This is a genomic window from Piscibacillus salipiscarius (assembly GCF_042685285.1).
In the GTDB taxonomy this organism is placed as follows: domain Bacteria; phylum Bacillota; class Bacilli; order Bacillales; family Alkalibacillaceae; genus Piscibacillus; species Piscibacillus salipiscarius.
The window spans coordinates 72,742-98,588 of the sequence record NZ_JBHUMZ010000025.1 but is presented as its reverse complement, the minus strand read 5'-3'; the positions used below and the strand labels follow the sequence as shown (position 1 = coordinate 98,588).

34 protein-coding genes, 1 pseudogene and 1 riboswitch are annotated in these 25,847 nt (G+C 37.5%); of the genes and pseudogenes, 19 read left to right on the top strand and 16 right to left on the bottom strand.

Annotated features, from left to right (window positions below):
* The first annotated feature begins 47 nt into the window (after window positions 1–47).
* Window positions 48–1,460, top strand: a complete 1,413-nt coding sequence (locus tag ACFSW4_RS11835) for a Na+/H+ antiporter NhaC family protein (protein ID WP_377329489.1) — start codon at window positions 48–50, stop codon at window positions 1,458–1,460.
* 55 nt (window positions 1,461–1,515) lie between these two features.
* Here the strand turns inward: ACFSW4_RS11835 and ACFSW4_RS11830 are convergent, their stop codons facing one another.
* Complete coding sequence (locus ACFSW4_RS11830; RefSeq protein WP_377329509.1) at window positions 1,516–2,865, bottom strand: alkaline phosphatase; 1,350 nt, start codon at window positions 2,863–2,865, stop codon at window positions 1,516–1,518.
* Window positions 2,866–3,217: 352 nt separating this feature from the next.
* On the opposite strand from ACFSW4_RS11830, the gene ACFSW4_RS11825 reads away from it, so the two are divergent.
* Entirely contained in the window at window positions 3,218–4,429 is a 1,212-nt protein-coding gene (locus ACFSW4_RS11825; protein WP_377329487.1) for an MFS transporter, read from the top strand.
* A 33-nt stretch (window positions 4,430–4,462) separates the two neighbouring features.
* On the top strand, window positions 4,463–4,858 hold the full coding sequence (locus tag ACFSW4_RS11820) for a VOC family protein (protein ID WP_054754653.1): 396 nt from the start codon (window positions 4,463–4,465) through the stop codon (window positions 4,856–4,858).
* Between the two features lie 85 nt (window positions 4,859–4,943).
* Here the strand turns inward: ACFSW4_RS11820 and ACFSW4_RS11815 are convergent, their stop codons facing one another.
* Together ACFSW4_RS11815 and ACFSW4_RS11810 are read right to left on the bottom strand one after the other, a co-directional pair.
* Window positions 4,944–5,339 carry a hypothetical protein gene (locus tag ACFSW4_RS11815; protein ID WP_377329485.1) on the bottom strand — a complete coding sequence of 132 codons (396 nt, stop codon included), beginning with the start codon at window positions 5,337–5,339 and terminating at the stop codon, window positions 4,944–4,946.
* Window positions 5,340–5,344: 5 nt separating this feature from the next.
* Complete coding sequence (locus ACFSW4_RS11810; RefSeq protein WP_054754651.1) at window positions 5,345–5,557, bottom strand: helix-turn-helix transcriptional regulator; 213 nt, start codon at window positions 5,555–5,557, stop codon at window positions 5,345–5,347.
* Between the two features lie 161 nt (window positions 5,558–5,718).
* On the opposite strand from ACFSW4_RS11810, the gene ACFSW4_RS11805 reads away from it, so the two are divergent.
* Genes ACFSW4_RS11805 through ACFSW4_RS11795 form a run of 3 tightly spaced genes read left to right on the top strand, consistent with a single transcriptional unit; the run spans window position 5,719 to window position 8,553 of the window.
* Window positions 5,719–6,471: an alpha/beta fold hydrolase gene (locus ACFSW4_RS11805; RefSeq protein ID WP_054754650.1), complete on the top strand. Its 753-nt coding sequence runs from the start codon at window positions 5,719–5,721 to the stop codon at window positions 6,469–6,471.
* A 6-nt stretch (window positions 6,472–6,477) separates the two neighbouring features.
* On the top strand, window positions 6,478–7,074 hold the full coding sequence (locus tag ACFSW4_RS11800) for a TetR/AcrR family transcriptional regulator (protein WP_054754649.1): 597 nt from the start codon (window positions 6,478–6,480) through the stop codon (window positions 7,072–7,074).
* Between the two features lie 57 nt (window positions 7,075–7,131).
* Window positions 7,132–8,553 carry a LysM peptidoglycan-binding domain-containing protein gene (locus ACFSW4_RS11795; protein WP_054754648.1) on the top strand — a complete coding sequence of 474 codons (1,422 nt, stop codon included), beginning with the start codon at window positions 7,132–7,134 and terminating at the stop codon, window positions 8,551–8,553.
* Window positions 8,554–8,596: 43 nt separating this feature from the next.
* Here the strand turns inward: ACFSW4_RS11795 and ACFSW4_RS11790 are convergent, their stop codons facing one another.
* Window positions 8,597–9,949, bottom strand: coding sequence for an N-acetylmuramoyl-L-alanine amidase (locus ACFSW4_RS11790; RefSeq protein WP_377329482.1), 1,353 nt, complete (start codon window positions 9,947–9,949; stop codon window positions 8,597–8,599).
* A 135-nt stretch (window positions 9,950–10,084) separates the two neighbouring features.
* Here ACFSW4_RS11790 and ACFSW4_RS11785 point away from each other — a divergent pair, with 135 nt between their 5' ends.
* Window positions 10,085–10,369, top strand: coding sequence for a DUF6958 family protein (locus ACFSW4_RS11785; protein ID WP_054754647.1), 285 nt, complete (start codon window positions 10,085–10,087; stop codon window positions 10,367–10,369).
* A 20-nt stretch (window positions 10,370–10,389) separates the two neighbouring features.
* Here ACFSW4_RS11785 and ACFSW4_RS11780 read toward each other — a convergent pair whose 3' ends face one another.
* Entirely contained in the window at window positions 10,390–11,304 is a 915-nt protein-coding gene (locus ACFSW4_RS11780; protein ID WP_377329480.1) for a phosphatidate cytidylyltransferase, read from the bottom strand.
* Between the two features lie 100 nt (window positions 11,305–11,404).
* On the opposite strand from ACFSW4_RS11780, the gene ACFSW4_RS11775 reads away from it, so the two are divergent.
* Window positions 11,405–11,956: a hypothetical protein gene (locus tag ACFSW4_RS11775; RefSeq protein WP_054754646.1), complete on the top strand. Its 552-nt coding sequence runs from the start codon at window positions 11,405–11,407 to the stop codon at window positions 11,954–11,956.
* A gap of 1 nt (window position 11,957) precedes the next feature.
* Here ACFSW4_RS11775 and ACFSW4_RS11770 read toward each other — a convergent pair whose 3' ends face one another.
* Complete coding sequence (locus tag ACFSW4_RS11770; RefSeq protein WP_054754645.1) at window positions 11,958–12,158, bottom strand: hypothetical protein; 201 nt, start codon at window positions 12,156–12,158, stop codon at window positions 11,958–11,960.
* A gap of 110 nt (window positions 12,159–12,268) precedes the next feature.
* Between ACFSW4_RS11770 and ACFSW4_RS11765 the strand changes: the two genes are divergently transcribed.
* Window positions 12,269–12,499, top strand: coding sequence for a hypothetical protein (locus ACFSW4_RS11765; protein ID WP_377329478.1), 231 nt, complete (start codon window positions 12,269–12,271; stop codon window positions 12,497–12,499).
* A 161-nt stretch (window positions 12,500–12,660) separates the two neighbouring features.
* Here ACFSW4_RS11765 and ACFSW4_RS11760 read toward each other — a convergent pair whose 3' ends face one another.
* Window positions 12,661–13,227, bottom strand: a complete 567-nt coding sequence (locus ACFSW4_RS11760; protein WP_054754643.1) for an NADPH-dependent FMN reductase — start codon at window positions 13,225–13,227, stop codon at window positions 12,661–12,663.
* 12 nt (window positions 13,228–13,239) lie between these two features.
* Window positions 13,240–14,295 (bottom strand): LLM class flavin-dependent oxidoreductase, encoded by a 1,056-nt coding sequence (locus tag ACFSW4_RS11755; RefSeq protein ID WP_377329476.1) that lies wholly within the window; start codon window positions 14,293–14,295, stop codon window positions 13,240–13,242.
* Between the two features lie 151 nt (window positions 14,296–14,446).
* Here ACFSW4_RS11755 and ACFSW4_RS11750 point away from each other — a divergent pair, with 151 nt between their 5' ends.
* Both ACFSW4_RS11750 and ACFSW4_RS11745 read left to right on the top strand, forming a co-directional pair.
* Window positions 14,447–14,584, top strand: coding sequence for a hypothetical protein (locus ACFSW4_RS11750; RefSeq protein WP_279401886.1), 138 nt, complete (start codon window positions 14,447–14,449; stop codon window positions 14,582–14,584).
* Window positions 14,585–14,606: 22 nt separating this feature from the next.
* Window positions 14,607–14,813: pseudogene (locus ACFSW4_RS11745) on the top strand (DUF4025 domain-containing protein); the annotation flags it as partial.
* A 36-nt stretch (window positions 14,814–14,849) separates the two neighbouring features.
* Here the strand turns inward: ACFSW4_RS11745 and ACFSW4_RS11740 are convergent.
* Genes ACFSW4_RS11740 through ACFSW4_RS11730 form a run of 3 tightly spaced genes read right to left on the bottom strand, consistent with a single transcriptional unit; the run spans window position 14,850 to window position 16,942 of the window.
* Complete coding sequence (locus ACFSW4_RS11740) at window positions 14,850–15,179, bottom strand: four-helix bundle copper-binding protein (protein ID WP_377329474.1); 330 nt, start codon at window positions 15,177–15,179, stop codon at window positions 14,850–14,852.
* 59 nt (window positions 15,180–15,238) lie between these two features.
* Window positions 15,239–16,459 (bottom strand): MFS transporter, encoded by a 1,221-nt coding sequence (locus tag ACFSW4_RS11735; protein WP_377329472.1) that lies wholly within the window; start codon window positions 16,457–16,459, stop codon window positions 15,239–15,241.
* Window positions 16,460–16,480: 21 nt separating this feature from the next.
* A complete protein-coding gene (locus ACFSW4_RS11730) occupies window positions 16,481–16,942 on the bottom strand; it encodes a DinB family protein (protein WP_377329470.1) in 462 nt (153 codons plus the stop codon).
* A gap of 106 nt (window positions 16,943–17,048) precedes the next feature.
* On the opposite strand from ACFSW4_RS11730, the gene ACFSW4_RS11725 reads away from it, so the two are divergent.
* The 3 genes from ACFSW4_RS11725 (at window position 17,049) to ACFSW4_RS11715 (ending at window position 18,261) form a co-directional block, all read left to right on the top strand.
* The gene (locus tag ACFSW4_RS11725; protein ID WP_377329468.1) at window positions 17,049–17,450 is read left to right on the top strand and encodes an HI0074 family nucleotidyltransferase substrate-binding subunit; all 402 of its coding nucleotides are present in this window, start codon (window positions 17,049–17,051) and stop codon (window positions 17,448–17,450) included.
* A gap of 80 nt (window positions 17,451–17,530) precedes the next feature.
* A complete protein-coding gene (locus ACFSW4_RS11720) occupies window positions 17,531–17,818 on the top strand; it encodes a hypothetical protein (protein ID WP_054754640.1) in 288 nt (95 codons plus the stop codon).
* A gap of 110 nt (window positions 17,819–17,928) precedes the next feature.
* Window positions 17,929–18,261, top strand: coding sequence for a YckD family protein (locus ACFSW4_RS11715; protein ID WP_054754639.1), 333 nt, complete (start codon window positions 17,929–17,931; stop codon window positions 18,259–18,261).
* 22 nt (window positions 18,262–18,283) lie between these two features.
* Here ACFSW4_RS11715 and ACFSW4_RS11710 read toward each other — a convergent pair whose 3' ends face one another.
* On the bottom strand, window positions 18,284–18,523 hold the full coding sequence (locus tag ACFSW4_RS11710; RefSeq protein ID WP_377329466.1) for a DUF2164 domain-containing protein: 240 nt from the start codon (window positions 18,521–18,523) through the stop codon (window positions 18,284–18,286).
* Window positions 18,524–18,608: 85 nt separating this feature from the next.
* Here ACFSW4_RS11710 and ACFSW4_RS11705 point away from each other — a divergent pair, with 85 nt between their 5' ends.
* Complete coding sequence (locus ACFSW4_RS11705) at window positions 18,609–19,418, top strand: hypothetical protein (protein WP_054754637.1); 810 nt, start codon at window positions 18,609–18,611, stop codon at window positions 19,416–19,418.
* Window positions 19,419–19,445: 27 nt separating this feature from the next.
* Here ACFSW4_RS11705 and ACFSW4_RS11700 read toward each other — a convergent pair whose 3' ends face one another.
* Together ACFSW4_RS11700 and ACFSW4_RS11695 are read right to left on the bottom strand one after the other, a co-directional pair.
* Window positions 19,446–19,841, bottom strand: coding sequence for a secondary thiamine-phosphate synthase enzyme YjbQ (locus ACFSW4_RS11700; protein ID WP_377329464.1), 396 nt, complete (start codon window positions 19,839–19,841; stop codon window positions 19,446–19,448).
* Window positions 19,825–20,268, bottom strand: a complete 444-nt coding sequence (locus ACFSW4_RS11695) for a VOC family protein (protein WP_377329462.1) — start codon at window positions 20,266–20,268, stop codon at window positions 19,825–19,827. Before ACFSW4_RS11695 ends, ACFSW4_RS11700 begins: the two co-directional genes overlap by 17 nt.
* A gap of 157 nt (window positions 20,269–20,425) precedes the next feature.
* Between ACFSW4_RS11695 and ACFSW4_RS11690 the strand changes: the two genes are divergently transcribed.
* From ACFSW4_RS11690 to ACFSW4_RS11680, 3 genes are read left to right on the top strand one after another with little or no spacing between them, the layout of a single operon-like run.
* The gene (locus tag ACFSW4_RS11690) at window positions 20,426–21,619 is read left to right on the top strand and encodes a CynX/NimT family MFS transporter (protein ID WP_377329460.1); all 1,194 of its coding nucleotides are present in this window, start codon (window positions 20,426–20,428) and stop codon (window positions 21,617–21,619) included.
* A 13-nt stretch (window positions 21,620–21,632) separates the two neighbouring features.
* Window positions 21,633–22,451, top strand: coding sequence for a putative RNA methyltransferase (locus ACFSW4_RS11685; protein WP_279401885.1), 819 nt, complete (start codon window positions 21,633–21,635; stop codon window positions 22,449–22,451).
* Window positions 22,452–22,453: 2 nt separating this feature from the next.
* Complete coding sequence (locus ACFSW4_RS11680) at window positions 22,454–23,185, top strand: hypothetical protein (RefSeq protein WP_054754636.1); 732 nt, start codon at window positions 22,454–22,456, stop codon at window positions 23,183–23,185.
* 153 nt (window positions 23,186–23,338) lie between these two features.
* On the opposite strand, the gene ACFSW4_RS11675 is transcribed toward ACFSW4_RS11680, so the two are convergent.
* Entirely contained in the window at window positions 23,339–23,575 is a 237-nt protein-coding gene (locus tag ACFSW4_RS11675) for a DUF362 domain-containing protein (RefSeq protein WP_054754635.1), read from the bottom strand.
* A gap of 661 nt (window positions 23,576–24,236) precedes the next feature.
* A complete protein-coding gene (locus tag ACFSW4_RS11670; protein WP_377329458.1) occupies window positions 24,237–24,605 on the bottom strand; it encodes a VOC family protein in 369 nt (122 codons plus the stop codon).
* 108 nt (window positions 24,606–24,713) lie between these two features.
* On the opposite strand from ACFSW4_RS11670, the gene ACFSW4_RS11665 reads away from it, so the two are divergent.
* Complete coding sequence (locus ACFSW4_RS11665; RefSeq protein ID WP_054754634.1) at window positions 24,714–25,565, top strand: MBL fold metallo-hydrolase; 852 nt, start codon at window positions 24,714–24,716, stop codon at window positions 25,563–25,565.
* A gap of 116 nt (window positions 25,566–25,681) precedes the next feature.
* A riboswitch (SAM riboswitch) is annotated at window positions 25,682–25,791 on the top strand.
* The last annotated feature ends 56 nt before the right edge of the window (window positions 25,792–25,847 follow it).

The window sequence follows — 25,847 nt, the reverse complement described above, 5'->3', positions numbered from 1 at the left end:
GATACGTCGGTGAAGTGGTAACAATAGGATTTATAGGAGTGAGTTTAATGGAACAGACGTGGCTTTCATTAATTCCGTTTGTCATTGTGATCGTTTTATCCATTACGTTAAAAAAGATTCTTCCTGGGCTCGTGTTAGGGTTAGTGGTTGGGGCATATTTAGTTGATTTTAGTATTTTAAATGGTGCTAAAGAATCGGTTACTTATGTGGTTGAAACGATTGCTGACCCTGGGAATATTAATATCATTGCTTTTCTATATTTATTTGGTGGTTTAATTGGCATGATGCAAATTTCTGGTGGGGTTAAAGGGTTTTCTGAGTGGGCAAGTGAGAAAATTGGTTCTGAACGGGGGCTTTTATCAGCCATTTGGCTAACCTTACCTTTCACTTTTATGATGCCAATGTTTCGAATCATGATGATTGGACCAGTAGTTAAATCGCTACTTAAAAAAGTTAATATGTCCAGCTGGAAAGTCGGTTTTACAATGGATATCTCGACTAGTTCAGTCATTGTGTTATTACCAGCTGCAACGGCATTTGTAGGATTTATGGTTTCGATTATTGAAGGCGGAATCCAGAAACATAATTTAGAAGCAGATGCTTATGAAGTATTTCTATCCAGTATTCCTTATAACTTTTTGGCGATTGTAATGTTAATCATCGGGTTGATTTGGACATTTTGGTCGAAGCCTAAGAAAAAAGACAAAAGTCAACATTCCAAACAAAAGGAAAAATACCATAGAAAAGGAATTAAGAAAGAGCTATCTACTGTTAAAGCTCAGCCTTGGAACTTAATTGTCCCGTTATTTTTACTGCTTGGGTTAACGTTATTTTTGTTATGGCAGGATGGGATGGAGAAAGGTGCCGAAAGTATATTTGACGCTTTTGCAGAAGCGGATGCAACCTTTATTATATTACTAGCTGTGTTTATCACGTTAATATTTACATTTATTTTTTACATGATCAGAAAACAAAAGCTGGATGAAACGTTGTATCACTTTTACGATGGCGGAAATCAGTTAATGGAACCAATAATACTACTGATTTTAGTATGGGCACTGTCTCTCGTTGCAGAGGATCTTGGCTTTTCTAAATTTATAGGTGCGACATTAGGGTCATTTTTACCAGCCTTCACAATTCCGGCGATTGTATTCTTAGTTGGTTCTGTTGTGAGTTATTTTATCGGGTCATCATTCGGAACGTGGGGAATCTTTATGCCACTTGGTGTCGCCCTTGCCGCATCAACTGGTGCTTCCCTTCCAATGACAGTTGGAGCCGTGTTTGCGAGCGGGACATTTGGTGCTATGACGTCCCCACTTGGAGATACGACGATCACGACGGCATCTATTATGAATGTGCCGCTTATAGATTATGCTCGCTACAAGCTTAAAATAGTCTCGATAGGAGTTGGAATTGCTGCTATTTTGTACCTTGCGTTTGGGTATTTTATAGGTGCGTAAAAATATAAAAACCACCTTAAAGGCATATAGCACTTTAAGGTGGCACTGTTTTGGTTTATTTAACTCTTTTACCTGACATCAATTCCATCATAATTTTTCCAAGTTCATGGTTGTCATGAAGTCCATTAAACAACTCAGATTGAGGTCCATATGCGTATACGTTAACGTCTACGCCATCATGCCCGCCGGTAGTCCATCCTGTTCCTGTGCGTTTATTAAAAATCTCTTCAATAGCGTTATCAATTTCAGTGCCATCTTCTGACTTAGCAGCTTCTTGTACAGATGTTAATTCTTTAGACGTTAGTTCAAAATTTATATTTTCTGTTAGAACGTCTTTAACTTCTTTACCATCTGCAATTTGCTCAGCCATGTAGTCAGGGGTGTGTTCAGCTTTTGTAATAGCTGTTGGGTCAAATTTATATTCACCATCTATTCCCATAGTTAGGCCACCAGTTGAATGATCGGCAGTGGTCACAACAAGTGTGTGTTTATCTTTCTTCGCAAATTCAATCGCTGCTTTATAAGCTTTTTCAAAATCTTTCATTTCGCTCATAGCTGCTACAATATCATTGTCATGTCCTGCCCAATCAATCTCACTACCTTCAACCATTAAAAAGAATCCATCTTTGTCTTTGCTTAGTCGATCAAGAGCGGCGCTGGTCATTTCTTCTAGTGAAGGCTGGGAGTCTGGTCGATCAATAGCGTATTCTAAGCCGACTGGGGCAAATAAACCAAGTAGTTGATTATTTTGGTTTTTTTGCAGCTCTTCTTTAGACGTTACATAACTATATCCATCTTGTTCGAATTCTTCTGCAAGGTTGCGATCATCTCGAACAAAGTAATCGGTACCGCCACCAAGCATGACATCAATTTTGTGTTCTCCATTAATGAGTTCGTCATAATAATCACCGGCAATTTGGTCATAATCATGACGTGATTCATCATGGGCTCCGAATGAAGCGGGTGTTGCATGGTTGATTTGTGAAGTGGAAACAAGTCCAGTTGCTTTACCTTGTTTCTTGGCTAATTCAAGGGCAGTTGGAACTTCTTGTGTTTCCATATCTACTGCAATAGCCCCGTTGTATGTTTTAATTCCTGAAGAAAGTGATGTAGCTGCTGCAGCCGAGTCTGTAATACTTTCTTCATGATCCCATGAATAAGTTTTTTGCATACCGACAAAATGTTCATCGAATGCTGTGTTTTCCATATATGGTGTAGATGGGTCGTCTTGTAGGTAACGATAAGCTGTATTGTAAGCTGGCCCCATACCATCTCCTATTAAAAAGATGACGTTCTTAATTTTTGCCTGTCTTTTAACATTTTGATCCGCTGTTACAGTATCATTTGCGAGAGAGAAGCTAGTAAAGATTGAACCTACCAATACTCCTGCGATGACAACACTCATTATTTTTTTGAATAGGTGCTTGTTTAACAAAATATTTCCTCCCTTAATGGTTGATGTGTAACATTGGCCAATTAGGAAGATTCTTTTGATTAAATTGTGCACAATTTAAAGAAGCTCCCTTTCAAGTCCGATTGTACAATAGAGTTAAATGGGAAACTACAACTCTAGCAAACTCTTAACACAAGCTTTACAAAAATTTAAAGTGTTACAAACTTTTGGATTACGACATGGAATTATTAGGAAGATAAATGAGGTAACCAACGCAGTCAAAAATATGGAGTGCCATTAAGTTCAGAATTTTTTAACATTTATTAACTTGATCTTGTGGTAATCTAAATTTAGGAGGTGGGTTATGAGGAGTGAGTGGAGAAATGCCGTTTATCTTCTAGCATCACTGAGTTTAGGTAATCTAGGAAACTTTATTTATTTAGTTTGTATTAATATTTTAGTTTATAACAATACGGGTTCTGCCACAGCAGTTGCTGCACTATGGTTAATCGGACCTCTAACTAACATTATTACGAAGTTTTGGACTGGAAGTTACATAGATTTTCGTAGCAAACGGAAAATCATGATTCAAACGTACATAGCTAGAGGATCTTTAATTATACTGATTCCTCTTATGCCCCATATCGTTTTTATTTATATTATTTTAATTTTACTAAGTATTGCTAATGCTTTTTTCGGGCCTTCATCGATGACTTATATAACAGTAATTATTCCAAAAGATATGAGAAAACGTTTTAATTCCATTAAAAGCTTTACTTCATCAACAGCGTTTATGATTGGACCAGCTATAGGGGGTTCGTTAATTTTACTATTGGACCTTCAAACAACACTCTGGATAAATGGAGGGTTCTTTATTCTAGCGGCACTATTACTTATGAAAATAGCTGATAAAGAGAATCTGGATTTGAAGTCAGCTCCTAAATTAACATTAAAACAGGTCATAGATGATTTTGGAGTGGTCAAGCATTTTATGAAGCAAAATCTCTATGTATCGGCCATTTATTTAGGCTTTATATTTGTCATGGTAGCAACATTTGCAATGGATGCCCAAGAGATTGTTTTTACACAGCAAGTCATAGGGCTAAGTGAGACGGAGTACAGTTTACTCATTAGTATCACAGGAATTGGATCGGTGGCTGGTGGTGTGATCTTATCTTTCCTATCGAATAATTTTTCATTAAGATTCATGATTAGTATTGGGATTTTACTGTCATCTATTGGATACGTCATCTATGCCCTTTCATGGTCGTTTATCTCGATTACAGTTGGCTTTGTGGTACTTGGTTTTTTCTTAGTGTTTTTAAATGCAGGAATCACTACATTCTATCAAAATAATGTGCAGTTAGATTTAATGGGAAGAGTTACGAGTATCATTCAGTTAGTTCAAAGTGCTGCACAGGTTTTACTTGTTTTAGTTGTTGGTTTTCTAGGTGACATTCTGTCGTTAAGAATTACGATTATAGGTTTATCACTATCAATGTTAATATTGTCTTTCATTTTTGTTTATTTTGTAAATGAAACGAAATACAATTATTTGTATAAAGATACTGCTTAAGGTGGTATACATAAAGTAAAAGGGAGTGATTAAATGAAACAAGTATCCCCATTCTTAATGTTTCAAGACGGTAAGGCTGAAGAGGCGATGAATTTTTATACGTCAATTGTTGACGATTCGCAGATCAGTGAGATTAAACGTGCTGGAAAAGAAGGTCCTGGTGAAGAAGGAGAAATCGTACAAGGAACATTCGTGCTTAAAGATCAGGAGTTTAGATGTATGGATAGCTCGATTAAACATGAATTTGATTTCACTCCATCGTTTTCTATCTTTTTAGAGTGTGATTCAGAAGATGAAATTGAAGAACTGTTTCAAAAATTAAGTGATGGCGGGAAAGTTTTAATGCCCTTAGACAAATATGAAATTAGCAGAAAGTTTGGTTGGGTAAATGACCGCTATGGTGTATCTTGGCAGTTGAATCTGCAATAACCACATAGAGTCGTGAATCGATAATCCAAAGACTGTTAATGAACTTAGTCGAGTGCATTTCACATAGGAAATGCACTCTGTTTTGTTATTTAAAAATTTTTCTAGCGAATATATATTGAACTATTGGATATATAATAACTGCTAAACATAAAGCAGTAAGTATTAAGACATTGCCTAAACTACTGAGACTTCCGTTTACGATGTTTTCAATAAACCAGAATGCTAGTAAAAGAACCGTTAAAATATAGTAACTAATTCTCCCACTCTTATCCTTAATTTGTTTACCCATTTCATCTTTTTCTGTTTGACGATCACTACCCCAAGTTGCGAATTGGAAGAACACTAGAACAATTAAGACCCACATAATAATATCTGCCATTTGTCCTTCTTCATCATTAATGAAATCTGTAATGTACAACCCTAAGAATACTATTACAATTATACCTAAGAGTATGGCTCCAACCAATTTTAATTTTTTCATACACCTTACCTCCTTTTATTTTCTTTAATTTCAAATTGAAAAAGATCATCGACATTGGTATTTAATAGATAAGCAATCGTAAAAGCGAGGTTTAAAGTTGGATCGTATTTATTATTCTCTATAGCATTAATGGTTTGACGTGAAACATTTGATCGTTTAGCTAATTCTTCTTGAGATATTTTCATGGCTTTACGTAATCCTCTAATATTATTTTTCATTAAATACCGCCTACTCTTTGTAAAATATATTTGACATTTTCATTGTATTTTAAAATAGAAAAAATGTCAAATATGTTTTACATTTTATTTTTTGTTTTTCTATTGACTAAACGGTCATTCAATGTAAAATGAAGTTATAAATTCTTTTTGGAGGGTTGCCCATGGATTTGCATTATGAGACTAGGGGAAAAGGTCCTGTAATTGTTCTGCTTCATAGTGGAGGAGTTGATATGCGGGAATGGTCGTATTTAGTGCCTTTATTAGTCAAACACTTTAAAGTTATTACATTTGATGCGCGAGGAGTTGGAAATTCGCCATCGCCCACTACAAGTCAGGTCGATTATGTAGATGATTTGCTAAAGCTTCTTGATTATTTAGAAGAACCTCAAGTATCACTAGTTGGTCATTCAATTGGTGGACAAATTGCGACAGAGTTTGCGTTAATGTACCCTGAACGTGTTGAGAATCTAATATTAATTGCGCCTTCGCTGTCAGGGTTTGAGTATTCTCATGAATTTAAGAAATATCTAGATAACATTAATCAAGCTGCGCCAGATATTAACAAAATGGTTGATTTATCATTAAAGGGATCCCTGTATAAGGTGGTCATGGCTGGTGAACATCGTGATTTTATGGTTGAAATGCACCGGAAATACTTTGAACGAGTATTACAATGGCCCGCTTTTGAGATGATTTGGCCTGCGCCTCCTGCTAATAAAAGGTTAACCAACTTAACCGTAAAGACCTTACTTTTAATAGGAGGTGTCGATTTTAAAGATAATCATCGTGTTTTAAATTGCTTCGATGTAGCCTCAGATGTTTGTAATTATGAGATAATAAATGCAGATCATATGGTAACTCTTACTCATCCTTCAGAACTTTATGAACAAATCACTAACTTTATTAAGGAATGATTGTTAATGCCCAGAAACCAAGAAGAAAATGAGCGTATACGTAATAAAACAAAAGAGAAAATAATTCAAACTGCAATGGAGTTATTTATTAGGCAAGGGTATCATGCAACTTCAATTAGTGCGGTTGCTAATGAAGCAGGAATTTCTAAGGGCTTGTTATACAATTATTACAAAGGCAAAGAAGAACTAATTGCGACCATGGTAAACATGCGAATTCAAAATGTAGCTGAGGTTATAGAAGGTGCTAGAACACTTAAAAATCCGGATAAACAACTAAAATATATTATTGAGCATGCTATTCACAATGTCTATAAAGAACCGCAAGTTTTTCGATTTTATTTGCATCTACAAACACAACCCATAGAAGATGAAGTATTAATTAAATATAGTCAGATACTTATTGAAGAGAATGCAAGACAATTTGAGATTCAATGTCAAATTTTTGAAGAGTTAGGTGTTGATGAACCTAAGAAACGATCCTTATACTTTTCATCAACACTTCAAGGGGTTATGTTAATGATTTCAACTTACCCGAATCAATTTCCCATTGAAGAAATAAAAGAACAGGTCGTGAGTGAGTTTTGTGATACTCATCTTAAATAAGTTTTAACGAATACCTGGTAGGTCAAGAGAATATAGTGTTGGCAGGGAGGAGTGAATATGATTAATGCCCCTGTTCAACATTTTTATACGGTCAAAAGAGGAGATACCTTATCCCGGTTAGCGAGACGTTTTGGCCTTACAATTGGTCAGTTATCATCTGCGAATAATATCGCAAACATAAATAATTTAATAATTGGTCAGCAGCTTTCGATTCCAAAGCCATTTCTTTCACATCGTGTCAGAAGTGGAAACACCATTTATAGTATATCTCAAATGTATGGGGTGGATCCGCAATCTGTTATCAACCTTAATCAACTACGGCCACCTTATACCATTTTTCCAGAACAACGCTTAATAATCCCGCCAGGACTCCCGTATTACACTGTTCAACCTGGAGATACATTGTATCAGATTGCTAGAAGATATAATGTTAGGACAAATCAGTCGATTAATTTCCCTTTATTACAAGTAGTCAATCAATTAGCAAATACAACAATTTTTCCAGGGATGCAATTAGTCGTTCCCTATGCACCTCCTGGAGGGGGAGGGTTAATTGCATATAATTCTAACCATGGAGGTTCCTATGATTTGTGGCTATACCATCCAGCTAATGGAACGCATCAAGGATTAACCAATCAATTGGCAGATACCTTCACAGTCCCTTCTTGGTCTCCAGACGGCATGAAAATAGCATTTATTGGACTCAATTATGTTGTGTTCGTGCTAAATCTATTAAATGGACAATTATCGCAGATTGATCAATTAAGTCAAGATGATGTTTTAACAATAGATTGGTCTAATGATCATCATACAATTGCTTATACAAAAGGTAATCAAATTGTTTTATATAACACGTTAAGTCATCAGGCAAAAATGATTAATAATCAGCTACCTAGAGACGTTCAATGGTATCCGAATGGTGAAGAGCTTTTATTCTCAGCATTGGATGCAGGCGGAATGAGACAAATGTATAAAATTAATATAGATGGCAGTAATGAAGTTCAGTTTACAAATCAACAGGCCCCAGTAAACTTTTTAAGATTATCTCCGAATGGAACATTGGCTTTATTTACTTCACCAGGTGCAAGTATATCCATTATTCATACGCTCGAATTAGACACAGGCAATATATTTGGTATTTCAGGTGGACCACTGGCAAAAGATTATAATCCTGTGTGGTCGCCAGATTCATCGCAACTTGCTTATAGTGCTACTGCTTTCGATGACGAACAAGGTTATTATTCACAAATTAAAACCGTGGGGAGCAGAGGAGGAAATGATTTAATAAAATCTACTTCTAATTGTTTTTCTACCCCTATAAGATGGTCACCGAATGCTCAAAGTCTAATCTACTTAGCAGGTTGTACAGAAGAAAGTTTCGCTAATTCGATGTGGTATGTAGACCTGAATACAATGAATCCGATTCAGTTATTTAATGTTAGAGGTAGTATAACTTCTTTAAATTGGTCTAGCACTTAATAGAAAAAGCTGAGAACTTTTTTAATTCTCAGCTTTTACATATCTATTTCGATAACTTATTTCTAATCTGATTAAGCTCATTGACCGAGAAGTCTATCATTTTCTGATAAATCGTTAAAATCATCTGGCCATAATTGTCACCAGGAACTGCCCATTTACCGTTCAGACCAATCCAAGTTGGAGCGCTTCCTCTTGTGACTAAATCGAATCGTGGATCGACTAGTTTTTCGCCTTTTGGTAAAGGTTTGGTAGAAGCATAGGCATACAAGTGCTGAATGTGAGCTCTGACGCCTTGTTCAGGGGAGTCAAAGCTTGCTCCAGGATTATCTGGTCCAGTTGCACCAATTCCAGCGTAGTTATTTTGATCAGGCTTCACGACGCCGGTAAACCTAAAGTAATCTGTTTCATGAATAGCCTGGGCAAAAGCAATGTCCCCGCGGATATTATATTTTTTACCTAAGTTGAGATAGTAGTTAGCAAGGTTTGGAGCATCTTGATTGATTTCCTTTACGAAACGTTGCATTAGTTCAGGAGATAGAAAGGTATTTCCTTGAATGGAGTAACCGGATGGTTTTTCTTTTGGAGTTTGATCGACTTCACCTTCTGTTAAGATGTAAGCATCTTGAATACCAGCATTTTTTACTTCTTCTAAGCGAGCTTCGGCATTTTCCCTAATAGAAAAGGCGCCTGCTTGAACGCGATACCAAGTTGTTCCTGATATTGTAACTGTTGTGATAAAAGAGTCAATCCCTTGGTTTTGAAGGTATTCCACGCGGTTTTCGGCATTGTCGCGTGTCTGAAAAGCACCTGCAATGACTTTGTATATTGTTTCACCTGAGTCTTGTTCTTTTCGTTTTAAGTTAAAGGCTTTTGCTAGTCCGTTGACGTGTCCTTGGGCAACATCTTGACGCCAATTCTCGTCCGCTATAAGTTTGTTGTCTTCTGGGTGGTCAATGAACCCATTTTCCGTCAGCATGGCATGCATGGTAGTTTCCCTAAGAACGTGGAAATTTGCTTTCTTTTTACCTCGGTTAACTAATCTATTCAATTGAATAATCTCTTCATGAATGATATCACGATACTGAGCAGTTTGGGATGAATCGGAAAGACTGCTGTGAATGTAATCTTCATAACCTTGGGCGTTTCCGTTATAGGCATTACAGTGAATGGATAGATAGAAATCAGCTCCCCAAGCATTGGCCTCATTCGAGCGCGCATTAAGTGATTTAGTTTCATCACTGTTTCGGCTCATCAAAATATCTACATTTTCAAAGTTATGAGTTAACAGATTTTGAATTCGTCTTGCGATATCAAGGTTCACATTTTTCTCAAGTAAACCGTAACCTGTTGCCCCAGAATCGGTGCCACCATGACCAGGATCTAAATACAATTTCATATCATCCCTCCTTATTAATTAAGTTTTGTTACCATAATATTATATGAAATCTCTTATTTTTGAAGTGGACCTTTATAGTATTTTTAGTGAAATAAATAGAATAGAATCTGGTAAAATAAACCTAGAGGTGATGATATGGGTAATAGAATTAAGTTACAACACCCGAATTCAGACAAACATATGCAATCCATCGACAAAGAGAAGTACAATCAAATTAAAGATGTCATTTTGTCAGTTATAGAAAAACATGAAGGAATTACGTTTAAAGAGTTATCAAAAGAAGTATTGACTGCTGTAAAAGATAGTTTTGATGGGTCACCTTCTTGGTACTGCACGGCTGTCAAATTGGATTTAGAAGCTAGAGGTCTCATTAAGAGAATCGATTCAAAAAGCCCGCAGAGGTTAAAAATAAACAGGTAGCATGTGGCTGCTACCTGATTCTACATAAAGTCAAAAAAGTATCTGACAACATGGAAAAAGACAGGGGACGTATAGGTTAGACTATCAACACGGCTAAGATATTTGTCCTTGAGGGACTCTTGTTTTTCGTGATCTGCTATGAGTAAATCACGTTTTAAAAATGAGATTGTCACGCCACCTAAAAATCCAGCAATCCCAATGATGACGCCAGATAAAATCCCGAAGGTCAAATCAAACGTGGTTAAGTAAGGGTATAAATAATAGGACACAATGGTCGTAATGGTTATTGATGCCAAGAATCCTTCCCACGTAATGTAGGGATGAGCCGTAGGGACGACCTTGCGTTTACCTAAGTAAATGGAAACGATATACTGAACCACATCATTAATCTGGGTAAGAATAATGAGGAATAAAACAAGATTGGGTCCAAGTTCAGGTGAAGCAATTGGGTAATAAGCTAAATGGCTAAGGCCGAACACCATTAACATCAGACCCCATTGAGTGAAGCTCACTGATTGTAAGAATCCCAATGTCCCTTTACCGAGAATCCGTGGTAATGGTAGAAATAAGAATACATAAACAGGAATAAAGACGATAAACATGCCATACCAACCGATATAAATCCAATAAAATTGAAGCGGGATAACAAGGTAAGTCCATAAGAACAAACGGCGATCAGATTTTCTAGTTTTCATCATCGAAAAGTACTCTCTTAAGGCAAATAAACATAAAATCATAATTGAGATTAGAGAAACGATTGGATTGAATAATGTTGCAAAACTAAAAACCACAAGCATTCCCCACCAAGTTTTGACTCGTGCTTGAATCGCTGTGAAATCTTTGTGCGCTTGCTTCTTTTTGACAAAATATAAAGCTGTGGACGCTGAGAGTAGGGCGATTAACAAAATTGATAAGGTCCATACGGTTTCAGTCATAAGAGGTTCACCTCTATTCTTAAAAGCTGCATTCATCTTACAGTATATCGTATATAATGAAAAGTAAGAATTTTTTATAATATTTTGAAAGAGGGATACGATGAGTGAGCAACAGGTGTATATTGTGCTATCAGATACGGGGACGTTATTCACGAATCTAATAAAATCCTATACCAGAGCCCCTTACAATCACGCATCCATCGCGTTTGATTCGGAGCTTAAAGAAATGTATAGCTTTGGGCGCAAGAATCCTAGAAACCCACTTCATGGCGGTTTTGTCAAAGAAGATGTGTTAACGGGGACGTATAGTTATTACCCTGAGACGACCTGTGTGATTTATAAATTAAGTGTGACTGATCGCGAAATTGAAAAGATGAAACGGATTTTAAATGTGTTTATCAGGAAGAACGATAAGTTTTTATATAACTTCCTAGGTGTGGTTGGCGTGTCAATTAAGGAACCGATTGAATTTAGCAATTCGTATTTTTGTTCGCAGTTTGTAGCGGAAGTATTAAAGCGGTCAAGTATAAACCTTTGGGATAAGCTTCCGGCCATGGTAACACCAGAGGATTTTCGCAAAAGCGACCGTCTAGATCTGATCTATGAAGGGAAGTTGTTTGAATTTGAACCTGTGAAAAGGAGCAATGGTTAAATTAACCTTGCTCCTTTTTCGTCCTTATATGTGCCTTCCAGGTGTTGATGGATGTAGGGATCCCAATTACAACCGCTACCCAGAAACTCCAAATAGCATAACCCCACTCACCAGTGTAAATGGATAGCCCAACAAAGAATAATAACTGCCCAACAGTCGCAAACCAAATAGCAATCCAAGCCAGAGTCACATTTTCTTTCATTTCAGACCTCCCAATAAATGGTATTTAAGCTATTATATCATATTTTAGTATGTTTAATTATAGTCAATTCAGGTAAACAAGTTAAAAGTCTTAATTTAGGTGGTGATGCTATGAGCGATAAAAACAAAAAGGACTTAAAAAAGAAAGACACAGTGGATAACAAGCGACAGAGCGCCTATGAAGAAGAACGTAGTGAACTGCACAAGTTCAAAGATCAGCAGCTGACCGACGAGATTCCACTAAAAGACTTAGAAATAGAAGAGAAGAATACGAAAGACAAGAAGAACAGCCAAAGCACATCCCAAACTGAGAAGAAATACCGCAATCCTAAGGAAAAATAATTGGGTTAGATAAACTCAGAAAAACGGTAGATAAAAACGAGTTTTTTACCCCGTCGACAAATTTCACGGTAGATATATTTGAAACTGGGGTAGATAATTTCAAAAATAGGTTAGATATAATAAAAGAAGGCTTTGCGTCTAAGCGCAAAAGCCTTTCCTTTTTAAAAATCGTATTTAGCATCTTCTTCTTCTCGGATGCGTTGGTAGGTTTCGGTTAACACTACTGTGTCATCAACTAGACGCTCGATGCGGAATAGGACATCATGATTCACAATTTCTTTTCGCTGAAAATCTTCCTGCTCAATAAAAACGTAGGACTGAACGATTTGAGCTTTCATATAACCAAGAATCGGCTTTAGTTGATTTTCTAATATCAAAAAATGCTTAGAAGATCCGGCCGTTGCGAGCATGCTGACGACTTTGTCACGGAACGCATTAACGGGTAGTAGGTCAAAGATATTTTTCAGAGTTGCAGGTATTGATGCTTGGAAAATGGGCGTTCCTATGATAATCGCATCTGCTTCCATGATCGTTTTTGTGACGTAACCTGTATCACCTTCATACTCGAGATAGTTACGTCCGTCACTAAACTGAATGTCATAATCAGCCAGGTCAATCAACGTCACCTTATGACTAGGATACTTTTCACTTAACAATTTAACCGTATAATCCATGGCTGTTCGGGTTTTTGACCCGACAATAGAGCCTGATAGAGCTACAATCTTCATCTATAATCCTCCTTACTTCTTCGTGTACTTACGAATGGCTGGTAGTACCTCAGATCCGATCGTATCAATGTTACGCTTTAGTTTATCGAACGTCACCCCACCAAAATCCATCTGTGCGATATAGCGTTGATGGCCGAAGAGTTCATGTTGGTAAAGAATTTTTTCAATGACTTCTTGTGGGCTACCAATATTCATGACATCGCGTGGGTCTGCGCCTTGAGCGAAATGCTGTTTAGGGAAGCCTTGGCCGTTTGTACGTTTCATGCCTTCATTAATGTGAGGGTACGTCTCGCGTTGAGCTTGCTGCGTTGTTTCAGCAGTATAGAAAAAACCAGCCGTCGATACTGGAAACTCAGCAGGGTTATAACCACTTGATTCTAATGCGTCTCGATATGCGTCAATTGAACGTTTAAAAATTGTTGCTGGACCTCCTAAATGAGCTAAGTACATCGGTACGCCCGCATAACCTGCTTTCCTTGCGCTTGCAGGTGTACCCCCTACTGCACGCCAAATTGGCATCGAGCCGTCTTGTGGTCGAGGAAGCACGCGTGCATTACGAAGCGGAGCACGATACTTTCCTTCCCAATTAACGACTTCGTTTTCATTTATGTTTACTAGTAGGTCAAATTTTTCCTCAAACAAATCTTCATAGTCTCTTAAGCTGTACCCTAAAAGCTCAAAGTTCCCTACACGTGACGCTCGCCCAGCCACAATCTCAGCACGGCCTTTTGAAATAAGGTCAAGCGTTGCAAAGTCTTCATACGCGCGGACAGGATCAAGAGTACTAATGATAGTTGACGAACTAGAGATTTTGATTTTTTCAGTAGCCTGAGCAATTGCCGATAACACGACTGTGTGCGCCTGGGTCGTGAAGAAATCCTGGTGGCTCTCACCGACACTAAAAAAGTCGAGCCCGGCTTGTTCAGCCAGTTGAGCTAACTCAATGATTTCGTGAATTCGCTGTTGTGCAGAAATTCGTTCACCCGTTTGTGGATTAGGTAAGTGATCGCCCAATGTATACAATCCAAACTCAAGACCATTACTAGGGTCTATGCGATATTGTTTCATATGTAAAAACCAAACCTTTCAAGTTTTTGTTTAACTTTCTTTGTATCATAATTTATGATAACTCAATCTGTTGTTTAAGTTAATCTGAACGACTTAAAAGCGAATAGTACAACCTCTTTCCAACATAAATTCTTACAAAGGAGAGGGTGCGATGCTCAGGAATATTGATTGGCAAATGGTCACATTTGTTGGTGGTATGGTCCTTAAAGAATACTGGATTTATTATAGATTGCCTCAAATTTATTATTGGGAAACCCATTTAGAATATGACACGAAAAAGTCCGCTTAAGTGTTAATTCTTAATTTCTGTTCATACTAAGGGAAAAGGTGAATGGAGGTTAAGCATGTCACATAAGAAAAAGAAGCAGGAAGAGAATAAAGTTGCTGAGAAGAATTATGAGCCTTCGGACTATGAAGGTGAAACCCAAATAGAACAAGGGTTAGCAGAAACACATGAACAAGTCTCGGATGGGTATCATGAAGGTACGATTGATCGAGCACAAGGTAGAGAAGATTAAATTAAGCTCCAGTGGGAACCCACTGGAGCTTTACTGTTATGATGCTAGTTTCTCACATTCTTGAGCACATCTATGACATGCGTCTGCACACTTCTGGCAGTGGTCATGATCATGTTTAGCACATTCATCACCACACGCACGGCATACAGCTGCACATAATTGTGCGTATTCCTTAACGAATTTCGTATCTAATGTTAAGGCTTGTTCAAAGTTTGAACAAATATCAGCACATTCTCGGTCTAATCTTACACATTCAATCATATGTTCTAAGTCAGGTTCCTGTAGGCAGGCTGTGTAACAATGGTTACATGCCTCCATACATTCATGTAAAACGTTAATGACATCAGCATATTTTTCGTGGCTCATCTAAAATCCTCCTTAAAAGGTTTTATAGATATATTGCCACTCTTAATTTTAATTAAACATTAAGAGGCGATTTGGTCTTCCGTTATTTTTTCATCTATAAACTTAAAGTACGGAAGTGAAATACCAAAGAAAGAGGTAGCACAAATAATCCCACCAATCATAAAGTACATTGGTCTGATGCCATATAATTCGCTCAAAATTCCACCTATAAACAGCCCTAACAATACAGCTCCTCGGACAATTAACATACGCACAGATCCCACCTTTCCCATAAGTCGGTCCGGGACGGCTAGTTGTAATAAGGTGATGTTATGTATGCTAAAAATAGCAATCATTATTCCGCCAATACTTTCAGTGAAAATCGCAAACCAAATACTATGGTTGAACCCAAGTGCAATAAACGTTAAGCCTCCGACAAATAAGGCACCAAGCATCATGAGTCTTCTGCTATTTATTTTGAAATAGTTAATTAATAATGCCCCAATTACATATCCTAGTGGAAATCCGGCTAAAAATAACCCGTAATGAAGCTCATTACCAGCGAGAACATCTGTAATATAAGGGATCGTAATAACAATGGTGACGCCAACACCAAATTGAACAAATGCTAAGAAAATATTTAGCCATAAAATGATTTTTTGTCTGAAAAAGTATGAAGTACCTTCTATAAACTCTTGAATCCATGGTTTGCGAATATCTCGAGGACCTCTTTTTTCTTGAACGCGCAAAATAAGAAATCCGCTTAAAAATAACAAAGTACTAACCATTGCCAATGTGATTTCAGCACTCAAGTATTGAACAACTAACCCGGCAGTTATGGGTGCCACAACCGTCATGACTCTAATGGTACTTTCTAAATAGCCATTTGCAGTTTGTAGTTGTTCTCTAGATACAATCGTTGGAGTGATTGCTTGATTCGCAGGTATATATAGAGGGGTAATGATTCCAATGATGAATTGAACCAGATATAAGTGCCACACTTCTAGGTGCCCCGTAGATAAAACAATTAGCGGAAAGATGAAAATAAGTCCCCTTGACCACTGGGTGAGGACCATAATCCATTTCCGACTCCACCTATCAATGTAAGGCCCAATGATAAGCTGTAACGTTAAGGATGATAAATAATATAAAATCCATATGCTACCTAAAGCCAATGTGGATTCTGTAAGGCGATACACCAAGATGGACATGCAGAACGTCCCGAATTGTCCACCAAGTTCTGATATACCATTGCCAAACCAAATAGATGTGAAAGAACGGTTTTTTAATAGTGGCTTCATTTCTAGCACTTCCCAATATTGTTAATAACGAATAAATTTTTTCAAATCATTAATAGCTTGAATGTGCATGCCTTCATGAAAAATAGTTCTGATCAAGGCCTGTTCAATTGTAAACATTCCCATTTCGGTTGGTGGAAATTTTTCTTCTAGACGGTTACCATAGAGGTCTATAATTTTTTGAGTTTGCTCGCTTAATAGTTGTTTTAAATGTGAAAAAGATGGGGTCTCAGCGCTAAAATCATTCGGGCTTGTCCCGAATCCAAACCAACCGTTGTAATGATCAGGATATAGATTGTCTTTCGTCAACACTTTAATCCACATGTATTGGTCTAAGTAAACATGCCCTAAATTCCAGCGAATGCTGTTGTTAAAACCTTTTGGGGTGATGTCAGCCTCTTTTTCTGAGACATCACTCACGAGTGACAACAACTCTTCTCTATAAGATTTAAGCTGATTAAACAATACTTTATGTCGTTTTAGCATGGTAAACCTCCGAATTATATTTGTTATATATTTCGACAAATATATGACGAATCCTTTAATCTTTGTTTTAATATAGATAGAAGACTTATAATAAGGAGCTTTTCCTATGGAAGACAGTAAAGAAATACGGTGGAAGCAATTTTTTGAGAACTATGAAAAAGTGTTTAACCGTCTGAACGAGCATAGTCAAGAGATGTTAGATAGTGAACTTGAGATCGCGGGGTACATACATTTTTTTGAAATGGCTATGGAGCATGCGAATAAAGTGATCTATTCGTATTTAGAAGCTAAAGAAGTTGCCGTAGAAACACCGAGGGAGTCGATCAAAGAGATGGCTAAACTTGGCTTAATTGAAAATGAACGGGTATGGTTTAAGGCGCAGAACCGTAGGAATTTAACTATTTTTATTCATAATGATGAATTGGCAAATGAATTAGTTAATGATATTGATCATATTTATTTACCTGAACTTAAACGTTTTTATGAAAACCTGAAGGCTTTAGTATAGTGGAAGCAATTGTTAAACATACTCATCCCTTTTAGAACCAAACTAATAATGATCATGTATATGAAAAGGGGTGTAAGTCAATGCAAATGCGCATGAAGAATATAGAATGGCTTCCGATGATTGCATCAATTGGAATTGGAGCTGCAGCTTATAGCATGATGACCGGTCGCGGTGGTCAATTGCAGAGCTTTTTACCAATGCTAACGAATATGATGAATCAACAAGGTCAAATGGGTCAAAAACAACAGGGCGGAGCAGCTCAGCAACAAAAACAAACGCAAAATCAGCAAAACCCTATGGGAGCATTAGCGCAGCAAGCACAACAGGGGCAACAGCAAAAGCAAAACCAACAACCACAAATTCATTAATATAAAGGCAGGGACTCGTTCCCTGCTTTTGTCATGTAATTGTAATGGATAAATAAGACAATATTGAACATGTTAACGAATGATACCTTACATGAAAGGAAGTTGTTAACATGAAGAAACTTTGGTTTAGTGTTTTGACTGTTGCGGTAATAGCTATTGGAGTATTTGGTGTTGTATCAGCTGAACCCGATCCAGTTGAAAAGTCTGAGTTAACGGAAGAGCAGCAGGAAGAGATGGCGTCTCTACAAAATGAAGTATTAGAAAAAGAGAAGGAGATTATACAAAAATACGTTGACTTTGGTGTAATTTCAAAAGAAAAAGGAGATCATGTCATCAGTTACTTAGTGAAGCATTATGAAAAACTAGAAGCGAATGGTTTTGTACCGAATTGGGATCAAAAGCATGAGAAAAAAGATGATCGTGAAGGCCATAATGAAGAATAAAAGCCAACTACCCTGTTGGCTTTTATTTAATTGGGCGTTCTAATGCTAGTAGGTCTTCATCTATATTCATCACTTTTTGTTCAACTAAGTTTTTTGCATCTTCAATGCCTTTATTATAAAAGTGTGGCCCTAACTCCTCCGTCATAAATTCGAGAAAACTTTCTGCCGCGATTTCACCAATTTCATCTCCACGTTCTTCATAAAAATAAGTTTGAATTTGTTCAATCATACGCCGTTTATTTTCGGGTTTAATATTAAACATTGATACCCTCCTACTTCTTCCTTTTTTTGTAGTATATCATGATATGCTATGATGAGAATGAAACTTTAACGAAGTAGGTGTTTGTGTGAGCTTTTTAAGGCTATCAGTTTCAGATTTATCAAGTGTATTTTTATTAGCTGTCGTGCTTGTTTTAATCATGACGGGCATTAAATACATATCGAAATGGAAGCAGTTTGACAGAACAAGTTTAATGTTGCTCGTGATGACAACGGCGACATTTCTACTTCTCAGTCATTTCGATCCTTATACATTTAGCACGTTGTGGCGCAAGTTTCTTATTTTAACAATCATGGCTGTTATTTTAAATTACCTTTTCAATATGGCGGTTGAAAGTAAACTGCAGGAAAAGGAAAAGGAGATTGACTTTCGAGAAGGTAAAGTGGTGGCAAGAGGTGCTTTAATTGGCGGTGCCGTCTTACTGATCGGGTTTACTGCGTTTACAATTTGGTATACACAACCAAAAGATTTTAATCAAACATTAGAAGGTATTCATTTACAGTTAGGCAATGATCAGTCAGAAGACGTACGAATTGAACTCGATGGGGAATTAAAACAAACATTGTTTGGTGGCGCTGTATATGAAGGCTATTTTAATATACAGGGCACTGAAACTAAAATTCCTGAGAAAGAAGCTGAGGCTCTAATTGATTACCGAAACAGCGGAGAAGAGTCCGGAACCTTATTCTATTATGGGTCAGATATCGGACTTGTAGGGGAGATTTTTGTAAAAGATAATTTTGAGGAGATCGTCATTACGTATTCTCCTGATGAATCCTGGACAAGTGACGATGGCCAGGTCATTGCAGCTCCTGCTCAAAACCGCGAGGGAGCATTGAAACTCGCCAGAGAACTAACAAACTACGAGTTAAAATAAGCGCTTGGGGAAGTTCCCCCAAGCGTTTTATATTATTTTTACATAGAAATGTCTGTTGCGCGGTCCGTCAAACTCACAAAAATAAATGCCTTGCCAGGTTCCGAGAATGAGCTCGCCATTTTCAACAATAACATGCTGAGAAGCGCCAACTGTGCTAGCTTTCATATGCGCAGCTGTATTGCCTTCCATATGAAGGTCTAGCTTGTGATTCCAAGGATAAACTTCATCAAAACGTCTTAACATGTCCGTTTTTACATCGGGATCAGCGTTTTCGTTAATCGTGATACCTCCAGTGGTGTGAGCACAATACACGATAACAGCACCATCTTTGACACCTTGTTCTTTAACAAACTGCTCAACCTCGTGTGTCACGTCAATCATTTGGTCATGCTTGTCGGTTTTTAGATTAATTTTCTTTAGCATCATTTTCACCTCTTAGATTTGGATAATCACAATATTCGATAATTGTCCCGCCTGTATCAGCAGGGTTTAAATAAATAAGTCGTCTTCCGTGCTTGTTTATGCGCCGCGTTTCTTCCATCACTCTAATTCCTTGTTTGTTTAGTTCTTCAATGGCTTGGTCTAAGTGGTTTACACGATAAGCGATGTGGTGAACACCTTTCCCTTTTTGTTTAATGAACCGAGCAATAGGTGACGTTGTATTATTGGTCGGAGATAAAAGTTCAGTTGTTGTCCCGTTAACATTCATCACAGCAATTTCACTTTCAACTCCGACTTTCTCACTTCGGTAACGGTCGATTAGTTCAGCACCAAGGACTTTGGTATAAAACTCAATCGAATCATCTAAATGTCTAACAGCAACGCCTATATGATCCAATGTTTTTTCCATAAAGCACACTCCTAATAAGGATTTAATTTAATGTAACAATAGTTTTGATGTGAACTCAAGAATTAGCATCGAATAATTAACAAGCATTTTCAATAAAATCAATATGAAGTAGTTATGATAAACTTATTAAAAGAGAAATAAGAACGAGGAGAAATCTATGGGACTAAACCACAATAAGTTAAGGTATGTGATCTTAATTGCAGGAATTGTATTGGTAGCATTTAATTTAAGGCCATCTATTACCGCAGTCGGCCCTGTGATTAGTGATATACGTATGGATACAGGTATGTCTAACGGAGCAGCAGGGCTGCTTACAACGGTTCCTCTGCTTGCTTTCGCGTTATTATCACCTCTAGCTCCAAAAATTGCTCAGCGTTTTGGAAATGAATGGACCGTTTTTATGGGACTCATATTATTAGGAATTGGAATTACGATTAGACCCACTACTGTCATTGGTTTTTTATTTTTCGGAACGTTATTAGTCGGTGCTGGTATTGCGATTTGTAATGTTCTTTTGCCTGGTATTGTCAAAAATACATTTGTGAGGGTAGGGCTCATTACGGGGGCATACACATTGTCGATGAACTTTATGGCTAGCTTAGGTTCTGGTATTAGTGTGCCATTAGCCCATGGATTAGATTTAGGCTGGAAGAACGGGCTATTGTTTTGGGGTATATTTACTATTATCGCTCTTCTAGCATGGATCCCCCAACTACGTAAAAAGGGTCAGGCAGATGAAGTGGTTAAACCGAACCCTGCGAAAGATTCGTTATTAAAATCAAAGGTTGCTTGGCAAGTAACACTGTTTATGGGGCTACAGTCGTTCTTATTTTATTGCCTAATTGCATGGCTTCCAGAGATTCTCGTTAGTCGTGGAATAGATATATCGATTGCGGGCTGGATGGTGTCGATTATGCAAATTGCAGGATTACCGACTGCATTTTTGGCGCCATATCTAGCCGATCGGTACCCAAATCAAAGGGGCATAATCATTGTCTTAAGTCTATCATATATTTTAGGTCTTACGTTATTATTATTTGGAAATCATATTGCTGTTCTATCCGTAAGCATTCTGTTTGCAGGAGCGTCTCAAGGTGCAAGTATCGCATTATCTCTAGCCTTATTGAGCCTGCGAGCGAGAGATGCTAAGCAGGCAGCCAATTTATCCGGTATGGCGCAATCAATTGGTTATTTGTTAGCGGCAGTTGGCCCATTTACGGTGGGGGTCATTTTTGACGTGTTTAGTTCATGGACACCATCTTTAATCCTGTTTATTTTAATAGCGACAGCAATGTTCTTAGCTGGACTTGGAGCAGGAAGAGACCGCTATGTAACCGCAGAAGAGACATAATGGAGTGTTTTAAGTGAAGAAAGTCGATCGTTTTAAATCTTACATGAAAAATAGTGAGCAGTTATTTAGCTGTCCGATTTGCGCTGCTTCAATGGTAGTTGATGACAACCATATTGTGTGTAAACAAAATCATTCTTTCGATATTGCAAAGAAAGGCTACATCAACATGATGACGCAGCCTGTTCACACGAAGTATGATAAGGATCTGTTCGAAGCTCGTTATCAATTCATTCAGCACGGTGTGTACAAGCCATTGCATGATAAGATCTCTGAATTGATTGGGCAGCGTCAATCGGTAATCGATTTAGGCTGCGGAGAGGGCTCACATTTGGCAAAGATCACGGAGCTAGTTAACCACGATATGATTCGAGCAGGGCTTGATATTGCCAAAGAGGGTGTGATGACGGCTTCGAAATATCATCTTGATGCGATCTGGTGTGTCGGAGATTTAGCTCAAGTGCCATTTAAAGATTCTAGTTTTGATGTCGTGCTTAATATTTTATCTCCAGCTAATTATGGTGAGTTTAAACGCTTGTTATCAGATGATGGGTTCGTAATAAAAGTTTTTCCGAACAGTGGATATTTAAAAGAGTTACGCGAAGCTTTTTACAACAATGAGGAATATAGCAATGAAGAGACAAAGAAGCGGTTCAAAGAGAGCTTATGTGATATCCAAGAAGAGAGACTTACTTATCAAGCACCTATTTCTGCTGAATTAGTTCCGTTTTTATTAAAGATGACACCTTTAACTTGGAATTTAAATGAACGAGTAGACCTTGAATTAAAAGAAGTGACAGTGGATGTAGATATTTTAGTTGGTAGAGGAGGGTAAATGTGAAACAAGTTTATGCCTATGAACGTGTTAGTGATTATGAGAAGTATGAGAAAATGACTCAGAGAATGAAGGATTTACTTAAGCCTTATCAATTTAAATTAGAAGCAGAATATCATTTAAAAGAGTTACCGAAAGCAATTGTCTGGACAACAACTGAACTTGCGACAGAAACATTTTCACAAATTCCGATTCCTGCATATACCAATAGGGATATAATTTACTTTGCTCCTGATTTGGAGGAATGGAAACGTCTATTCCTAGATCAATTAAAAGATAAGAATTTACCAGAGGTTCGTCGTTATTATAAAACAATATCTGAAAAGCATGTTTTAGCCATACTAGCACATGAATTAACTCACCATATTGATTTATTTCCTGATGAATTTGATGATGAACGTGATGATAGTATTTGGTTTGAGGAGGGTATGTGTGAGTACTTACCTCGTAAATTTTTGTTTTCAGAAGAAGAATTTGATCAGTTTGTAAATATTGAAGGCAAGTTAGTAGAAGTTTTCTCAGATCAATATGGAGGGCACTCATTAGATGATTTTGGTGCTAAATCATATGAGGGCAGTTTAACGAGTATAATGTATGATTATTGGCGAAGTTTTTTAGCTGTAAAACAATTGGTAGATAGGCACAATGGAGATGCAAGGTTAGTATTAGATCAATACAATGAATGGCACCTGAATGGGCGAAAAATATCGTTAACAAAGTTTTTTTCAATTTAATTGTTTAAAACTCTTTAACAAATAGGTGGGACAGAAAACAAATGAGTATTAGTGTTATTTTGAGTTAGCTAAAAAAATAAAGACGAATATTAGGAGTACTTTACCCAAATATTCGTCTTCTTCTAGGTTAAGACATGTTTTATCCCAGCCTCTTTAGCTTTTGAAAAATTCTTCAGCTTCTTTTAAATATTTTTCTTCCCCTGGCATAAGGTCAAAGTCTTCGACGATGGCTGCGACTGGGCATGCAGACACGCACGCGCCGCAGTTAATACATACATCAGGGTCTATGTAAAATTGATCCTTACCTTCTTCAATGCAGTCTACGGGACATACTTCCACGCACTCTGCTGCTTTTTCTGTTTGGCAAGGACTTGTAATGACGAATGCCATAATAGTTCCTCCTTTTATACCTTCAATTATAACGATAATCATTACGATTGGGGGTTGTCAAAAGATTGAACTATGGTAATTCGTACATTTTTATTAACTACCTGACAAGTGCACTGTTCGTTTCTATAAAAATTAATATGATAAAACAAGCAGTAAATAGAATTGTTAGATACAGCTAATCCTCACCAATCACCCTATATGGGCACTATGATGTGAGGTAACGGGTGAATTCAAATGAGCTATCACTTCCCTGGTTCTGCAGTCGTCCTCCTCCAAGACGGCAAGTACGTGAATCCCTCTCATTTTCGTAAATTAAAATGGTCCCTCTAAACATTTAGTCGGTTGTAAAAAGAGAAAAAGATTCCTTCAACTGATTTAACATTCACTGCTATGCAAGAGGGCTTAGGAATCTAAGTCCTCTTGTAATTTATTTATAAAAAGGGAAGTTACGTTCATAGAAGGAAGAAATCCGTTCATAGATCTAGGAGCTACGTTTATAGAATCCCAAGTTACGTTCATAGTAAGCAGAGAACCGTTCATAGGAAAGAAAGTTACGTTTATGGAAAGGGAAAAACCGTTCATAGAAAGAAAACTTACGTTTATAACAGTGTCCTAGAAAATTAAAAAACAGCATTTTCGAGTGAAAATGCTGCCTCTCTAATTAATCCTGACAAACCATCAACAAGTTGCCGTCTAAATCTTTAAAAACAAAAAATTGGTCAAATTGAACATCTGTGACTAGTTCAATACCATTCTCTTTCATAAATTCATACGATTCATGAATATCATCTGTTGCGAATTGAATAACAGGTGCTTTTAGAATTGGTAAGGCTTCACCCTCTTCACGCCACGCTGGCATAGAGTCAAGGATCACACCAGTTCCCTCCATTTCTGCAACAAATAGGTGACCTTGATGAAATTCACCCTCACTTAAACCAAGGTACTTAGAATACCACTCTTGGGCTTTTACGACATCTTCAACAGGGATAAACACAACATTCACTTTATTTTTGATCGGGGTTTTAATCATGCCTAATCTCTCCTTTCATAGAATAGTATTCGACCATTAGTCAATTTTTTCCTCTTTTTCATAGTTCATTAAATATCGTTCATACTAATATTTAAGGAGGTTGATGTGATGGATCGTGAGATGAATTATGGTTCTGATTATAAGTTTATTCCTGCAACATCAATTGGTAGCGGAAAGGGAGTGGAGTTACTTCCGGATTTATACTGCCATACAATTCAAATCGTGAATATCGCTATTGTGGGTAGTAAAGATTCATTTGTATTAGTCGATGCGGGGATGCCGAATTCTTCAGATGATATTATTCAAATTGTTGAAAAGAGATACGGAGAAGGCGCTAAGCCAAATGCGATCATTCTTACTCACGGACATTTTGACCATGTAGGAGCTATTATTGAGCTGATTGAAAAGTGGGAGGTTCCAGTCTATGCTCATCCACTTGAGATACCATACCTAACTGGGCAGAAGAGTTACCCTGAACCAGATGCTTCAGTTGAAGGCGGGTTAGTAGCGAAAATGTCACCTTTTTTCCCGAATGAACCTGTCAATCTGGGTAAACATGTTGAGCCACTTCCGAAGAATGGCACAGTCCCTTATATGGACGGGTTCAGTTGGATTCATACGCCAGGCCATTCACCAGGTCATGTGTCCTTTTTTAGGGATGAAGATGGTGCTTTAATTGTGGGTGATGCGTTCGTGACGGTGAAACAGGAAAATTTATTCGATGTTATGATGCAAGAGCAAGAGTTTAGTGGTCCGCCGCGTTATTTAACAACAGACTGGAAGGCCGCTAAAGAATCTATCATTAAATTATCTAAGCTGCACCCAACCATTGCAGTCACGGGGCATGGTGTTCCGGTATACGGTCAAGAATTGACAGACAAACTTAATCAACTCGTGCGTAACTTTGATCAAATCGCCGTTCCCGATTATGGGAAATATATTGATCCTGATTTTCATTAAAATATAGGAATAAAAATAACTTAACGGAATATTCTTTTAACATAATAATTTATATTGACAGCTTGATAGGACCGTGCTAAGATATCAATTAATTCAAAATTTAATAATTTTTAAAACTCTTATCCAGAGTGGCTGAGGGACTGGCCCGATGACGCCCGGCAACCTTCAAACAGCGGTTTGAAAGGTGCTAATTCCTGCAAAGCAAGTGTGCTTTGATAGATGAGAGGGACCATTATATTAGATGTCGTATATTCTGGCCTCTCTGCTCAAAGCAGGGAGGCT

Bases quoted from the DNA above. Each gene is read 5' to 3' on its own strand.
- ACFSW4_RS11835 (WP_377329489.1), top strand. From the start codon at position 48: ATGGAACAGACGTGGCTTTCATTAATTCCGTTTGTCATTGTGATCGTT.
- ACFSW4_RS11830 (WP_377329509.1), bottom strand. From the start codon at position 2,865: ATGAGTGTTGTCATCGCAGGAGTATTGGTAGGTTCAATCTTTACTAGC.
- ACFSW4_RS11825 (WP_377329487.1), top strand. From the start codon at position 3,218: ATGAGGAGTGAGTGGAGAAATGCCGTTTATCTTCTAGCATCACTGAGT.
- ACFSW4_RS11820 (WP_054754653.1), top strand. From the start codon at position 4,463: ATGAAACAAGTATCCCCATTCTTAATGTTTCAAGACGGTAAGGCTGAA.
- ACFSW4_RS11815 (WP_377329485.1), bottom strand. From the start codon at position 5,339: ATGAAAAAATTAAAATTGGTTGGAGCCATACTCTTAGGTATAATTGTA.
- ACFSW4_RS11810 (WP_054754651.1), bottom strand. From the start codon at position 5,557: ATGAAAAATAATATTAGAGGATTACGTAAAGCCATGAAAATATCTCAA.
- ACFSW4_RS11805 (WP_054754650.1), top strand. From the start codon at position 5,719: ATGGATTTGCATTATGAGACTAGGGGAAAAGGTCCTGTAATTGTTCTG.
- ACFSW4_RS11800 (WP_054754649.1), top strand. From the start codon at position 6,478: ATGCCCAGAAACCAAGAAGAAAATGAGCGTATACGTAATAAAACAAAA.
- ACFSW4_RS11795 (WP_054754648.1), top strand. From the start codon at position 7,132: ATGATTAATGCCCCTGTTCAACATTTTTATACGGTCAAAAGAGGAGAT.
- ACFSW4_RS11790 (WP_377329482.1), bottom strand. From the start codon at position 9,949: ATGAAATTGTATTTAGATCCTGGTCATGGTGGCACCGATTCTGGGGCA.
- ACFSW4_RS11785 (WP_054754647.1), top strand. From the start codon at position 10,085: ATGGGTAATAGAATTAAGTTACAACACCCGAATTCAGACAAACATATG.
- ACFSW4_RS11780 (WP_377329480.1), bottom strand. From the start codon at position 11,304: ATGACTGAAACCGTATGGACCTTATCAATTTTGTTAATCGCCCTACTC.
- ACFSW4_RS11775 (WP_054754646.1), top strand. From the start codon at position 11,405: ATGAGTGAGCAACAGGTGTATATTGTGCTATCAGATACGGGGACGTTA.
- ACFSW4_RS11770 (WP_054754645.1), bottom strand. From the start codon at position 12,158: ATGAAAGAAAATGTGACTCTGGCTTGGATTGCTATTTGGTTTGCGACT.
- ACFSW4_RS11765 (WP_377329478.1), top strand. From the start codon at position 12,269: ATGAGCGATAAAAACAAAAAGGACTTAAAAAAGAAAGACACAGTGGAT.
- ACFSW4_RS11760 (WP_054754643.1), bottom strand. From the start codon at position 13,227: ATGAAGATTGTAGCTCTATCAGGCTCTATTGTCGGGTCAAAAACCCGA.
- ACFSW4_RS11755 (WP_377329476.1), bottom strand. From the start codon at position 14,295: ATGAAACAATATCGCATAGACCCTAGTAATGGTCTTGAGTTTGGATTG.
- ACFSW4_RS11750 (WP_279401886.1), top strand. From the start codon at position 14,447: ATGCTCAGGAATATTGATTGGCAAATGGTCACATTTGTTGGTGGTATG.
- ACFSW4_RS11740 (WP_377329474.1), bottom strand. From the start codon at position 15,179: ATGAGCCACGAAAAATATGCTGATGTCATTAACGTTTTACATGAATGT.
- ACFSW4_RS11735 (WP_377329472.1), bottom strand. From the start codon at position 16,459: ATGAAGCCACTATTAAAAAACCGTTCTTTCACATCTATTTGGTTTGGC.
- ACFSW4_RS11730 (WP_377329470.1), bottom strand. From the start codon at position 16,942: ATGCTAAAACGACATAAAGTATTGTTTAATCAGCTTAAATCTTATAGA.
- ACFSW4_RS11725 (WP_377329468.1), top strand. From the start codon at position 17,049: ATGGAAGACAGTAAAGAAATACGGTGGAAGCAATTTTTTGAGAACTAT.
- ACFSW4_RS11720 (WP_054754640.1), top strand. From the start codon at position 17,531: ATGCAAATGCGCATGAAGAATATAGAATGGCTTCCGATGATTGCATCA.
- ACFSW4_RS11715 (WP_054754639.1), top strand. From the start codon at position 17,929: ATGAAGAAACTTTGGTTTAGTGTTTTGACTGTTGCGGTAATAGCTATT.
- ACFSW4_RS11710 (WP_377329466.1), bottom strand. From the start codon at position 18,523: ATGTTTAATATTAAACCCGAAAATAAACGGCGTATGATTGAACAAATT.
- ACFSW4_RS11700 (WP_377329464.1), bottom strand. From the start codon at position 19,841: ATGCTAAAGAAAATTAATCTAAAAACCGACAAGCATGACCAAATGATT.
- ACFSW4_RS11695 (WP_377329462.1), bottom strand. From the start codon at position 20,268: ATGGAAAAAACATTGGATCATATAGGCGTTGCTGTTAGACATTTAGAT.
- ACFSW4_RS11690 (WP_377329460.1), top strand. From the start codon at position 20,426: ATGGGACTAAACCACAATAAGTTAAGGTATGTGATCTTAATTGCAGGA.
- ACFSW4_RS11675 (WP_054754635.1), bottom strand. From the start codon at position 23,575: ATGGCATTCGTCATTACAAGTCCTTGCCAAACAGAAAAAGCAGCAGAG.
- ACFSW4_RS11670 (WP_377329458.1), bottom strand. From the start codon at position 24,605: ATGATTAAAACCCCGATCAAAAATAAAGTGAATGTTGTGTTTATCCCT.
- ACFSW4_RS11665 (WP_054754634.1), top strand. From the start codon at position 24,714: ATGGATCGTGAGATGAATTATGGTTCTGATTATAAGTTTATTCCTGCA.